The following is an 11,580-nucleotide window of genomic DNA, read 5'->3' on the forward strand; positions in this document are numbered from 1 at the left end:
TGTGGAGAACGCGAGGAACACCTTCTGGGGGCCGGACTTCCAGCAGCTCAGCACCGCCGATCCGGAGATCGCCGAGGTGGTGCTGGGGGAGTTGGCGCGGCTGCGCGGCGGCCTGCAACTGATCGCCAGCGAGAATCTCACCTCGCCCGCGGTGCTGGCCGCCCTCGGCTCCACGCTGACCAACAAGTACGCCGAGGGCTACCCGGGCCGGCGCTACTACGGCGGCTGCGCCGAGGTGGACCGGGCCGAGGAACTCGGCATCGCCCGGGCCAAGGAGCTGTTCGGAGCCGAGCACGCCAACCTCCAGCCGCACTCCGGCGCGAGCGCCAACCTGGCCGCGTACGCCGCCCTGGTGCAGCCGGGCGACACCGTGCTGGCCATGGGCCTGCCGCACGGCGGGCACCTCACCCACGGCAGCCGGGTGAACTTCTCCGGCAAGTGGTTCCACCCGGTGGGCTACACCGTGCGGCGGGACACCGAGCTGATCGACTACGACGAGGTCCGTGACCTGGCCCTCGCGCACCGGCCGAAGCTCATCATCTGCGGCGCGACGGCGTACCCGCGGTTGATCGACTTCGCCCGGTTCCGGGAGATCGCCGACGAGGTCGACGCCTACCTCATGGTGGACGCGGCGCACTTCATCGGGCTGGTCGCCGGCCGGGCCGTCCCGTCCCCGGTGCCCTACGCCGACGTGGTCACCTGCACCACCCACAAGGTGCTGCGCGGCCCGCGCGGCGGCATGATCCTCTGCCGGGAGTCGCTGGCCGCCCGGATCGACAAGGCGGTCTTCCCGTTCACCCAGGGCGGTCCGCTGATGCACGCGGTCGCCGCCAAGGCGGTCGCCCTGCGCGAGGCCGCCCAGCCCGAGTTCCGGGCGTACGCCTCCCAGGTGGTCAGCAACGCGCGGGCGCTCACCGACGGGCTGGCCGCCGAGGGCATGCGGCCGGTCTCCGGCGGCACCGACACCCACCTGGCCCTGATCGACCTGCGCGAGACCGGGGTGACCGGGGCCGCGGCGGAGGCGCGCTGCGACGCCGCCGGCATCACCCTGAACAAGAACGCCATCCCGTACGACCCGCAGAAGCCGATGGTCGCCTCCGGCATCCGGGTCGGCACGCCGAGCGTCACCACCCAGGGCATGCGTGAGGGGGAGATGCGCCGGATCGCCACGCTGATCGCCCGTGCCGTGCGCACCAACCCGGAGTCGCCCGGTGGCGCGGACGAGCTGGGCCGGATCGCCGGCGACGTGACCGAGCTGGTCGGCGCCTTCCCGGCGTACCCCCGTGGCTGAGCCCGGGACGCGCGCGGCGGAGGCGGTCGCGGACCGGGGCTGGCGACTGCGCCACCTGCCCGTGCTGCTGATCGCCTCGGTGCTGCTGGCCGGGGTGGCCGCGGTGGCCGGCGGGCTGGCCCGGGGCGCGGACGGCGCGCTCGGCGCGGCGGCCGGGGTGGCGGCCACCGCGGCCAGCTACACGGTCACCACGGTCGTGCTGGCCTGGGCCGACGCCCGGGACCCGCAGCTCGTGCTCCCGTTCGGGTTGGGCGTCTACATCGCCAAGATGACCCTGCTCGGCGGGGTGATGGTGCTGGTCGCGTCGACCGGCTGGCCGGGGCTGGTCCCGTTCGTCCTGGGCATCGCCGCGGGCGTGGTGGTCTGGACCGGGGTGCACATCTGGTGGCTCACCACGGTGCACGCCCGCAGGGTGCCACGCTGAGCAGGACGCGCGGGCATCTGCGGAGTCGATCACGGCGCCGTCCCAGCTTTCGGACGCGCGCCGGTGTGTCCGCGATCGGTCATTCTCTCAGTGGCGCGAGGGGAGTAGCGTGCCTCCAGACGACTTCGCCCACCCGTGTCCCACACAACAAGGTTGTGCGGGGGGTGAGGCACAGCCTCTTCGGCTCGACTGATATCGTTCGCCCCGTCATGGCCGGTGACCACAAACCCCCCAGCGCTGGCGGCCCGGGCGACACTCCGTCCGGTGCCGGTCAGGGTTGGACCGCGCTCTCGTACCTCATCGGGGGCATGCTCGTGTGGGGCTTCATCGGCTGGCTGGTCGACCAGTGGCTCGACACCGGCGGCATCGCCACCGGGATCGGCGTCGTGCTCGGCATGGCCGGGGGGATCATCCTGGTCGTCCGCCGACTCGGCACGCCTACTTAGGAAGGGACGCGGTGTTCGGACAGGCGAACGTCCTGGCAGCGGGCCAGGCGGAATTCCCACCCAGCGTGGAGGACTTCTACCTGCCCAGCATCCTGCCCTGGGGTGCGCACGACAACTACTGGTTCACCAAGATCACGGCCATGGTCTGGCTCGCCGTCGGCGTCCTGATCATCTTCTTCCTGGCCAGCTACCGGAACCCGAAACTGGTGCCGACCAAGAAGCAGTGGTTCGCCGAGTCGATCTACGGCTTCGTGCGGAACAACATCGCGGTCGACATGATCGGGCACGCGGGGGTGCGGTTCGCGCCGTACTTCACCACGCTCTTCTGCTTCATCCTGCTGACGAACGCGTTTGCGATCATCCCGTTCTTCCAGATCTCGCCGAACTCGCACATCGCCTTCCCGGCGTTCCTCGCCGTGATCAGCTATGTGATGTTCAACTGGATCGGCATCCGGCACCACGGCTTCGTCAAGTACTTCAAGAACTCCCTGATCCCGCCGGCGCCCTGGTACATCCTGCCGCTGCTGATCCCGATCGAGTTCTTCTCGACCTTCCTGGTCCGGCCGTTCTCGCTCGCCGTCCGTCTCTTCGCGAACATGTTCGCCGGTCACATGCTCCTGCTGGTCTTCACGCTCGGCGGATTCGCCATGATCAGCGCCAACGCCTGGCTGGCGCCGGTCTCGGTGCTGTCCTGGGTGATGACGATCGCGCTGACCTTCCTCGAGTTCCTGGTGATCTGTCTGCAGGCCTACGTCTTCACGGTCCTGACCGCCAGCTACGTGCAGGGCGCGCTCGCCGAAGAGCACTGATCACACTCTTTCGCACCAACCGTTGTCGTCCCGCGTGACCGTCACGCGTGATAACCAGGAGGAACCGCAATGAGCATCCTTGCCGAGGTAACGGGCAGCACCGCTGCCATCGGTTACGGCCTGGCCGCCATCGGCCCGGGCATCGGCGTGGGCCTGGTCTTCTCGGCCTACATCCAGTCGACGGCCCGCCAGCCGGAGTCGTCCCGGATGACCCTCCCCTACGTCTGGATCGGCTTCGCCGTCATCGAGGCCCTGGCGCTTCTCGGTATCGCCTTCGGCTTCATCTGGGCCGGCACCGCCTGATCCAGCCCTTCTGACCGGGAGGTTTTCCCATGTACTTCCTCGCCGCGGAGGGTGGTGAAGCGGCCCACAACCCGATCATTCCTGCCTGGCAGGAGATCGTGGTCGGTGGCATCGCCTTCATCGTGCTCTGCTTCGTGCTGATGAAGTTCGTCTTCCCGCGCATGGAGCAGACGTTCCAGGCCCGGGTCGACGCGATCGAAGGCGGCATCAAGCGCGCCGAGGCCGCCCAGGCCGAGGCGAACCAGCTGCTCGAGCAGTACCGGGCCCAGCTCGCGGAGGCGCGTACCGACGCCGCCAAGATCCGCGACGACGCCCGGGCCGACGCCGAGGGCATCCGTCAGGACATCCTGGCCAAGGCGCGCGAGGAGTCCGACCGGATCATCGCCGCCGGCAAGGAGCAGCTCGCCGCGGAGCGGGCCACCATCGTGCGCGAGCTGCGCACCGAGGTCGGCACCATCGCGGTGGACCTGGCCAGCAAGATCGTCGGTGAGTCGCTCGCCGACGAGGCGCGCCGCAAGGGCACCGTGGACCGGTTCCTGAGCGGTCTCGAGAGCACGGGGGCCCGCTGATGCAGGCCGCCAGCCGGGAGTCGTACAAGGTCGCGGCCGAGCGCCTCGACGCGTACGCCCGCGGCGCGGAGCCGTCGGCGGTGGCCTCCACCGCCGACGACATCCTCTCCGTCGCCGCCCTGCTGCGGCGCGAGCCGCGGCTGCGCCGGGCGCTCTCCGACCCGGCCCGGTCGGGTGCGGACCGGAGCGGCCTGCTCGGTGACATGCTGCGCGGCCGGATCGGCGCCGACGCGCTCGACCTGATCGCCTCGCTGGTCGCCGGCCGCTGGTCGGCTCCGTCCGAACTGCTCGACGGCGTCGAGCGGCTGGGCATCGAGGCGCTCCTGGCGAGCGCCGACAAGGCCGGAGAGCTGGGCGAGGTCGAGGACGAGCTGTTCCGCTTCGGGCAGGTCGTCTCGGGTTCCCCCGAGTTGTCCACCGTGCTCTCCGACCCGATGGCTCCGGCCGAGCAGCGGGCCACCCTGGCCGACCAGCTGCTCGCCGGCAAGGCCCGGCCGGTCACCGGCCGCCTCGTCGGGGCCGCGCTCGCCGGCTTCGGAGGACGCTCCTTCACCGGGGCGCTCACCCGGCTGGTCGAGCTGGCCGCCGACCGGCGGGACCGTGAGGTCGCGTACGTGACCGTCGCGGCCCCGCTGAGTGACGAGGAGGAGCGACGCCTGGGTGTCCGCCTCTCGCAGATGTACGGTCGGGAGGTCTCCGTCAAGCAGACGGTCAACCCGGACGTGCTCGGTGGGGTGAGTGTGCGGGTCGGCTCCGACCTGTACGACGGCACCGTCCTGCGCCGCCTCAACGAGACCCGCAACGCGCTCGCGAAGCGCTGATCAGCGTCTTAGCAGCCCTGATTCGACGCCATCGGACCGGTCGGTACTAGGTATCCCGGGCCCCTGATACTTAAGGAAGCAGAGGATGGCCGAGCTGACCATCTCGACGGAGGAGATCCGCGGCGCCCTGGAGCGCTACGTCTCCTCCTACTCGACCGACGTCTCCCGCGAGGAGGTCGGCACCGTCGCCGACACCGGTGACGGCATCGCCCACGTCGAGGGCCTGCCCTCGACCATGACCAACGAGCTCCTGGAGTTCGAGGACGGCACGCTCGGCGTGGCGCTGAACCTCGACGTCCGGGAGATCGGTGTCGTCGTTCTCGGTGACTCCGCCAAGCTGGAGGAGGGGCAGCGCGTCAAGCGCACCGGCCGGGTGCTCTCGGTTCCGGTCGGTGACGCCTTCCTCGGCCGCGTGGTCAACGCGCTCGGCCAGCCGATCGACGGGCTCGGTGACATCCCGAACGAGGGCTTCCGCGAGCTGGAGCTCCAGGCCCCGAACGTGATGGCCCGGCAGTCGGTGTTCGAGCCGCTGCAGACCGGTATCAAGGCCGTCGACGCCATGACCCCGATCGGTCGGGGCCAGCGTCAGCTGATCATCGGTGACCGGAAGACCGGCAAGACCACGGTCGCCCTGGACGCGGTGCTCAACCAGCGCGACAACTGGCGCTCCGGCGACCCGAAGAAGCAGGTCCGCTGCATCTACGTGGCCATCGGCCAGAAGGCCTCCACGATCGCCTCGATCAAGGGCATCCTGGAGGAGGCGGGTGCGATGGAATACACCACCATCGTCGCCTCCCCGGCCTCCGACCCGGCCGGCTTCAAGTACCTCGCCCCCTACACCGGCTCGTCCATCGGGCAGCACTGGATGTACGGCGGCAAGCACGTTCTGATCATCTTCGACGACCTGAGCAAGCAGGCCGAGGCGTACCGCGCCGTGTCTCTGCTGCTGCGTCGCCCGCCGGGCCGCGAGGCCTACCCGGGTGACGTCTTCTACCTGCACTCCCGCCTGCTGGAGCGCTGCGCCAAGCTCTCCGACGAGCTGGGTGGCGGCTCGATGACCGGTCTGCCGATCATCGAGACGAAGGCCAACGACATCTCGGCCTTCATCCCGACCAACGTCATCTCCATCACCGACGGTCAGATCTTCCTCGAGACCGACCTGTTCAACCAGGGCGTCCGGCCGGCCATCAACGTCGGCACCTCGGTCTCCCGGGTCGGTGGCGCGGCGCAGGTCAAGCCGATGCGCAAGGTCGCCGGTTCGCTGCGGCTCAACCTGGCCCAGTACCGCGAGCTGGAGGCGTTCGCCGCCTTCGCCTCCGACCTGGACCGGGCCTCCCGCGCCCAGCTGGAGCGCGGTGCCCGCCTGGTCGAGCTGCTCAAGCAGCCGAACTACTCGCCGTACCCGGTGCAGGAGCAGGTCGTCTCCGTCTGGGCCGGCGTCGAGGGCAAGCTGGACGACATCCCGGTCGGCGAGGTCCGCCGCTTCGAGTCCGAGTTCCTCCAGTACCTGCGGCACAAGCACGAGGGCGTCCTCGCCGGCATCGCCGACAACAAGTGGGACGACGACATCATCGGCTCGCTCGACACGGCCATCACCGAGTTCAAGAACGTCTTCCTGGGCAAGGAGGACGAGCCTCGGATCAACGAGCCGGCGGCGAAGCCGATGGAGGGCGAGGAGAACCGCGAGACGGTGACCCGCTTCCGCGACGGTTCGACCGACCGCCCGGCAGAGAGCTGATCCATGGCGGCCCAGGTTCGCGTTCTTCGCCAGCGGATCCGCTCGGCGAAGGGGATGAAGAAGATCACCAAGGCGATGGAGCTCGTGGCGACGAGCCGGATCGCCAAGGCCCAGGCCCGGGTGGAGGCGTCGCTGCCGTACGCCAACGCCATCACCGGCGTGCTCACGGCGCTGGCGTCCAACGCGCGGATCGACCACCCGCTGCTCACCCCGCGTGAGCGGGTGCGGCGGGCGGGCGTCCTGCTGGTCACCAGTGACCGGGGCCTGGCCGGCGGCTACAGCTCCAACGCGATCAAAACCGCGGAGTCGCTGATCGCCCGGCTCAAGGCCGACGGCAAGGAGCCGGTGCTCTACGTCATCGGGCGCAAGGGCGTGGGGTTCTACCGGTTCCGTAACCGGGAGATCGCGGCGAGCTGGACGGGCTTTTCCGAGCAGCCGTCCTTCTCCGACGCCCGTGAGGTGGGCGAGACGCTGATCAAGGCGTTCTCGGCCGGTGCGGACGACGTGGACGGGCAGGCCGGGGCGGACGGGATCGTCGGTATCGACGAGCTGCACATCGTCTACACCGAGTTTCACTCCCTGATGACCCAGACGCCGGTTGCGAAGATCATCGGCCCGATGCAGGTCGAGGACCGGCCGCGGTCCGAGGGGCTGCTGCCGGCGTACGAGTTCGAGCCGGAGGCGGAGGCGCTGCTCGACGCGCTGCTGCCGAAGTACATCAACACGCGGATCTACGCGGCGTTGATCGAGTCGGCGGCGAGCGAGTCGGCGTCCCGGCGGCGGGCGATGAAGAGCGCCACCGACAACGCCGAAGAGATGATCGAGAAGTACACGCGTGAGATGAACTCGGCCCGCCAGGCCGGGATCACCCAGGAGATCAGCGAGATCGTCGGCGGCGCGAACGCGCTGGCCGCGTCGGGAAGTGAAGTGTGATGACTGCCCCAGTAGAGACCAAGACGGCCACGGGTCGCGTGGTCCGGGTCATCGGCCCGGTCGTCGACGCCGAGTTCCCGCGCGACGCCATGCCGGCCCTGTTCAACGCCCTGAACGTGGACGTGACGCTCTCCGGCGGCGAGAAGACGCTGACCCTGGAGGTCGCCCAGCACCTGGGCGACAACCTGGTCCGCGCCATCTCGATGCAGCCGACCGACGGCCTGGTCCGCGGTGCCGAGGTGCGCGACTCCGGCTCGCCGATCACCGTTCCGGTGGGCGACGCGGTCAAGGGTCACGTGTTCAACGCGATCGGCGAGTGCCTGAACCTCACCGAGGGTGAGACCATCCAGGCCGACGACCGGTGGGGCATCCACCGCAAGGCCCCGGACTTCGCGGACCTGGAGCCGAAGACCGAGATGCTGGAGACCGGCATCAAGGTCATCGACCTGCTCGCCCCGTACGTCAAGGGCGGCAAGATCGGCCTGTTCGGCGGCGCGGGCGTGGGCAAGACGGTGCTCATCCAGGAGATGATCACCCGAGTGGCCCGGAACTTCGGTGGTACCTCGGTCTTCGCCGGCGTGGGTGAGCGCACCCGTGAGGGCAACGACCTCATCGCCGAGATGACCGAGTCCGGTGTCATCGACAAGACGGCGCTGGTCTACGGCCAGATGGACGAGCCGCCGGGCACCCGGCTGCGGGTCGCCCTCTCCGCGCTGACCATGGCGGAGTACTTCCGCGACGTGAAGAAGCAGGAGGTGCTGCTCTTCATCGACAACATCTTCCGCTTCACCCAGGCCGGTTCCGAGGTCTCCACGCTGCTCGGCCGCATGCCGAGCGCCGTGGGTTACCAGCCGACCCTGGCCGACGAGATGGGCGAGCTCCAGGAGCGGATCACCTCCGTCCGGGGCCAGGCCATCACCTCGATGCAGGCGATCTACGTGCCCGCCGACGACTACACCGACCCGGCGCCGGCCACCACGTTCGCCCACCTGGACGCGACCACCAACCTGGAGCGGTCGATCTCCGACAAGGGTATCTACCCGGCCGTGGACCCGCTGGCGTCCTCGTCCCGGATCCTCGCCCCGGAGTTCGTCGGCCAGGAGCACTTCCAGGTCGCCACCGAGGTGAAGCGGATCCTGCAGCGCTACAAGGACCTGCAGGACATCATCGCCATCCTCGGTATCGAGGAGCTCTCCGAGGAAGACAAGATCACCGTGCAGCGCGCCCGGCGGATCGAGCGCTTCCTGTCGCAGAACACCTACGCCGCCGAGCAGTTCACCGGCGTGCCGGGCTCGACGGTCCCGATCAAGGAGACCATCGAGGCGTTCAAGAAGATCAGCGAGGGCGAGTACGACCACTTCCCCGAGCAGGCGTTCTTCATGTGCGGCGGTCTGGAGGACCTCGAGAAGAAGGCCAAGGAGCTGATGGAGGGCTGAGAGCCCGCTCACACTCCACAGAGGCCGCCCCGACGGACGTCGGGGCGGCCTCTGCCTGTTCAGGCCCCTCCGATACCAGATGCCCGGTTCTCCGGCAAGCGGTTCGGCAGACCGCGCGGTACCGTTCGTGACACGACTTTCACGTCATGACCGTTTGATCTCTTGCAACGAAACGGATCCGCGCGCCCGTCTACCAGTCGTGGGCGTGACGATTGGAGATGCTCGTGGGTGGTAAGGCCGGCACGGACCGCGGCAAGCGGTCCATGTGGCGTGGCGTGCCGCGGTGGGCCCGGGTCTGCACCATCCTCGGCGTCGTCATGATGGTGCTCAGCGGCTCCGTGCTGGTGGGCTACTACGCGCTGGTCGCCCGCTACGAGGGCGCGGTCGGCAAGGGCGACCTCTTCGGTGACCAGGCGGCCGGGGCCAAGGAGAAGAAGAGCGACATCAAGGGCCCGCTGAACATCCTGCTGGTGGGCATCGACCCCCGCAACCCGAGGACCCGCCCGCTCGCCGACTCGATCATGATCCTGCACGTGCCGGCCGGCATGGACCGGGGCTACCTCTTCTCGCTGCCCCGCGACCTGCGGGTGGAGATCCCCGACTTCCCGAAGGCGCACTACTCCGGCGGCACCGACCGGCTCAACGCCGCGATGTCGCACGGCAGCGCGGTGGCCGGGCAGAACCCGAGCGCGGCACAGGGCTTCGAGTTGCTCGCCAAGACCGTGCAGCAGGTCACCGGGATCGAGCGCTTCGACGCCGGGGCGATCATCAACTTCACCGGATTCAAGAAAATCGTCGACGCCATGGGCGGCGTCGACATGTACATCGAGAGGGACGTCCGGTCCGAGCACCTGCAGCCCGACGGCACGCCGCGCCAGCTCAAGCCGGGCGGCGGGAGCTACCTCGGCCCGCAGGCCGTCTACAAGAAGGGCAACGCCCACCTCGAGGGCTGGCAGGCGCTCGACTACGTCCGGCAGCGCTACCCGCGCAACGGCGTGCCGGACGCCGACTACGGCCGGCAGCGGCACCAGCAGCAGTTCGTCAAGGCGATGGTGAGCCAGGCGTTCAGCGCGGACGTGGTGGCCAACCCGGTGAAGCTGGACCGGGTGCTCCGCGCGGCCGGCCAGTCGCTGGTCTTCAACGGCCGGGGCAACAGCGTGGTCGACTTCGCCCTCGCCCTGAAGGGCATCCGGGCCGACTCGATCGAGACGATCAAGCTGCCCGGCGGCCCGGTCGAGTCCAGCCGGGGATACCAGGGGGAACAGCTCCTGCCCCCCGCCGAGGACTTCTTCGCGGCGCTGCGCAACGAGCAGGTCGACGCGTTCCTGCTGGAGCATCCCGACTTCAAGCAGAAGAGCAAGTAGCGTGAGCGCCAACGGGGCCCCGGCGGGTGCCGGGGCGTGTTGGCAGGACCGTGGCGCAGCTCTCGCCACCCGCGTTGGGTGAGCCTCGGGGGCGCGACTAGACTTTCGGCAATCCGCCGCCGCAGCAAGGAGACAGCGTGGCACAGCAGCTTCACGTCGAGCTCGTAGCCGTCGAGGAGAAGGTCTGGTCCGGCGAGGCCGAGATGGTCGTCGCCCGGACGACCGAGGGTGAGCTGGGTGTCCTGGCGGGGCACGCGCCCCTGCTCGGCCAGCTCGCGGAGCCCAGCCAGGTACGCATCAAGCAGGCCGGCGGCGAGCAGCTCGCGTACGACGTAGCGGGCGGTTTCCTGTCGGTGTCCGGTGAGGGCGTGACCGTCCTCGCCGAGAGCGCCACCCCGGCCACTCCGGCACGCTGAGCCGACCCGCCGATGGAGATCGTGGAAGGGATCGGAATCGGCGTCGCGGTCGTCTTCGCGGCGCTTCTGATCCTCTTCATCCGGCGGGCCCTCTACACCCGTAGCGGAGGCATCATCCGGCTCAGCGTCCGGGTGTCCACGATCCTCGACGGCCGAGGCTGGTCTCCCGGCTTCGGCCGCTTCGTCGGCGACGAACTCCGCTGGTACCGCATGTTCAGCTTCGCCCTGCGTCCCAAGCGGGTGCTCTCCCGCAAGACGCTGGCCGTGGAGCGGCGCCGGCTGCCCGAGGGCCAGGAACGGCTCTCCATGCCGGCCGACTGGGTGATCCTGCGCTGTACCAGCAACCACGCCCCGGTGGAGATCGCCATGGCGCGGTCCACGGTCACCGGCTTCCTCTCCTGGCTCGAGGCCGCCCCACCCGGGGCGGCCTCGCCGCGTCTGGCCTCCCAGGACTGGCCCGCCGCCTGAGCCCGTCCTGCAGGCCGGCGTGGTGGCCCCGCCTCAGAAGGGCTCGAGCGGAACGCCACGTATGTCGCCGGCGCCGGGATACCTCCATGCCGTTCCACCCGTCAGGAGCGCGGGGCGTTGGGTGGAACGTCATGGGTGTCTCCGGGGCCCGGATACACCCGTGGTGTTCCACCGATCGCGTCGGTGGGTGGTGTGTCCGTTTCCGGGGTGGCCGGCGGCACTTTGGCGGCGGAATGGCTGGCGGGTGGGCGTCGTTGTATCCGGGTGAACGGCCGAGGAGGAGGCCCCCGCGCGACGGGGTGCCGGCTGAGGAAGGCAGCCCCGCGAGGTGGGGTGGCCGGTCCCGGAATGATGGTGGGTCGCCGGTCGTTGTACATGGTCCCGGCGCGACGAAGAGGCCCTCGCCCCGCGCACCGGATGAACCCCCAAGACTTTCCCCCCTTTTTTGAGCGCCTGACGGTGCTTGCGCACACCACTTGGCCGACCCCCGTCGGTGGGCTGTGCGCCAACCCCCGAATGGAGCTTTCCCTCATGAACACGATGCTGCGTAAGAGCGTGCTGG

At 69.5% G+C, this 11,580-nt stretch carries 13 protein-coding genes; all 13 read left to right on the plus strand.

Annotated elements, in window-relative coordinates; genetic code table 11:
• Nucleotide 1: 1 nt before the first annotated feature.
• The 13 genes from glyA to B0E53_RS09775 all read left to right on the plus strand — a co-directional run bounded on the left by glyA (nucleotide 2) and on the right by B0E53_RS09775 (nucleotide 11,018).
• The gene (gene glyA / locus B0E53_RS09715; protein ID WP_107075719.1) at nucleotides 2–1,291 is read left to right on the plus strand and encodes a serine hydroxymethyltransferase; all 1,290 of its coding nucleotides are present in this window, start codon (nucleotides 2–4) and stop codon (nucleotides 1,289–1,291) included.
• The gene (locus B0E53_RS09720; RefSeq protein WP_107075720.1) at nucleotides 1,284–1,715 is read left to right on the plus strand and encodes a hypothetical protein; all 432 of its coding nucleotides are present in this window, start codon (nucleotides 1,284–1,286) and stop codon (nucleotides 1,713–1,715) included. The genes glyA and B0E53_RS09720 overlap by 8 nt, the downstream gene beginning before the upstream one ends.
• A gap of 209 nt (nucleotides 1,716–1,924) precedes the next feature.
• Entirely contained in the window at nucleotides 1,925–2,161 is a 237-nt protein-coding gene (locus B0E53_RS09725; protein ID WP_107075734.1) for an AtpZ/AtpI family protein, read from the plus strand.
• 11 nt (nucleotides 2,162–2,172) lie between these two features.
• Nucleotides 2,173–2,970 (plus strand): F0F1 ATP synthase subunit A, encoded by a 798-nt coding sequence (gene atpB, locus B0E53_RS09730; RefSeq protein ID WP_107075721.1) that lies wholly within the window; start codon nucleotides 2,173–2,175, stop codon nucleotides 2,968–2,970.
• Between the two features lie 69 nt (nucleotides 2,971–3,039).
• Entirely contained in the window at nucleotides 3,040–3,273 is a 234-nt protein-coding gene (locus B0E53_RS09735) for an ATP synthase subunit C (RefSeq protein ID WP_046563803.1), read from the plus strand.
• 29 nt (nucleotides 3,274–3,302) lie between these two features.
• Nucleotides 3,303–3,842, plus strand: a complete 540-nt coding sequence (locus B0E53_RS09740) for a F0F1 ATP synthase subunit B (protein ID WP_107075722.1) — start codon at nucleotides 3,303–3,305, stop codon at nucleotides 3,840–3,842.
• Nucleotides 3,842–4,663 carry a F0F1 ATP synthase subunit delta gene (locus B0E53_RS09745; protein WP_107075723.1) on the plus strand — a complete coding sequence of 274 codons (822 nt, stop codon included), beginning with the start codon at nucleotides 3,842–3,844 and terminating at the stop codon, nucleotides 4,661–4,663. The genes B0E53_RS09740 and B0E53_RS09745 overlap by 1 nt, the downstream gene beginning before the upstream one ends.
• An 85-nt stretch (nucleotides 4,664–4,748) precedes the next feature.
• The gene (gene atpA, locus B0E53_RS09750; protein ID WP_107075724.1) at nucleotides 4,749–6,401 is read left to right on the plus strand and encodes a F0F1 ATP synthase subunit alpha; all 1,653 of its coding nucleotides are present in this window, start codon (nucleotides 4,749–4,751) and stop codon (nucleotides 6,399–6,401) included.
• A 3-nt stretch (nucleotides 6,402–6,404) separates the two neighbouring features.
• Nucleotides 6,405–7,334 (plus strand): F0F1 ATP synthase subunit gamma, encoded by a 930-nt coding sequence (locus B0E53_RS09755; RefSeq protein WP_107075725.1) that lies wholly within the window; start codon nucleotides 6,405–6,407, stop codon nucleotides 7,332–7,334.
• The gene (gene atpD / locus B0E53_RS09760) at nucleotides 7,334–8,770 is read left to right on the plus strand and encodes a F0F1 ATP synthase subunit beta (RefSeq protein ID WP_107075726.1); all 1,437 of its coding nucleotides are present in this window, start codon (nucleotides 7,334–7,336) and stop codon (nucleotides 8,768–8,770) included. Before B0E53_RS09755 ends, atpD begins: the two co-directional genes overlap by 1 nt.
• Before the next feature lie 218 nt (nucleotides 8,771–8,988).
• Nucleotides 8,989–10,134 carry an LCP family protein gene (locus B0E53_RS09765; protein ID WP_107075727.1) on the plus strand — a complete coding sequence of 382 codons (1,146 nt, stop codon included), beginning with the start codon at nucleotides 8,989–8,991 and terminating at the stop codon, nucleotides 10,132–10,134.
• A 137-nt stretch (nucleotides 10,135–10,271) separates the two neighbouring features.
• Nucleotides 10,272–10,550: a F0F1 ATP synthase subunit epsilon gene (locus B0E53_RS09770; RefSeq protein WP_107075728.1), complete on the plus strand. Its 279-nt coding sequence runs from the start codon at nucleotides 10,272–10,274 to the stop codon at nucleotides 10,548–10,550.
• 12 nt (nucleotides 10,551–10,562) lie between these two features.
• Nucleotides 10,563–11,018 (plus strand): DUF2550 domain-containing protein, encoded by a 456-nt coding sequence (locus B0E53_RS09775; RefSeq protein ID WP_107075729.1) that lies wholly within the window; start codon nucleotides 10,563–10,565, stop codon nucleotides 11,016–11,018.
• Nucleotides 11,019–11,580: the final 562 nt, after the last annotated feature.

This window comes from Micromonospora sp. MH33, assembly GCF_003013775.1.
GTDB classification, from domain to species: Bacteria; Actinomycetota; Actinomycetes; order Mycobacteriales; family Micromonosporaceae; genus Micromonospora; species Micromonospora fulviviridis.

Coding starts and splice junctions, on each gene's coding strand:
- B0E53_RS09765 (WP_107075727.1), top strand. CDS start 8,989: ATGCTCGTGGGTGGTAAGGCCGGCACGGACCGCGGCAAGCGGTCCATG.
- atpD (WP_107075726.1), top strand. CDS start 7,334: ATGACTGCCCCAGTAGAGACCAAGACGGCCACGGGTCGCGTGGTCCGG.
- B0E53_RS09745 (WP_107075723.1), top strand. CDS start 3,842: ATGCAGGCCGCCAGCCGGGAGTCGTACAAGGTCGCGGCCGAGCGCCTC.
- B0E53_RS09740 (WP_107075722.1), top strand. CDS start 3,303: ATGTACTTCCTCGCCGCGGAGGGTGGTGAAGCGGCCCACAACCCGATC.
- B0E53_RS09755 (WP_107075725.1), top strand. CDS start 6,405: ATGGCGGCCCAGGTTCGCGTTCTTCGCCAGCGGATCCGCTCGGCGAAG.
- atpA (WP_107075724.1), top strand. CDS start 4,749: ATGGCCGAGCTGACCATCTCGACGGAGGAGATCCGCGGCGCCCTGGAG.
- B0E53_RS09775 (WP_107075729.1), top strand. CDS start 10,563: ATGGAGATCGTGGAAGGGATCGGAATCGGCGTCGCGGTCGTCTTCGCG.
- B0E53_RS09725 (WP_107075734.1), top strand. CDS start 1,925: ATGGCCGGTGACCACAAACCCCCCAGCGCTGGCGGCCCGGGCGACACT.
- B0E53_RS09735 (WP_046563803.1), top strand. CDS start 3,040: ATGAGCATCCTTGCCGAGGTAACGGGCAGCACCGCTGCCATCGGTTAC.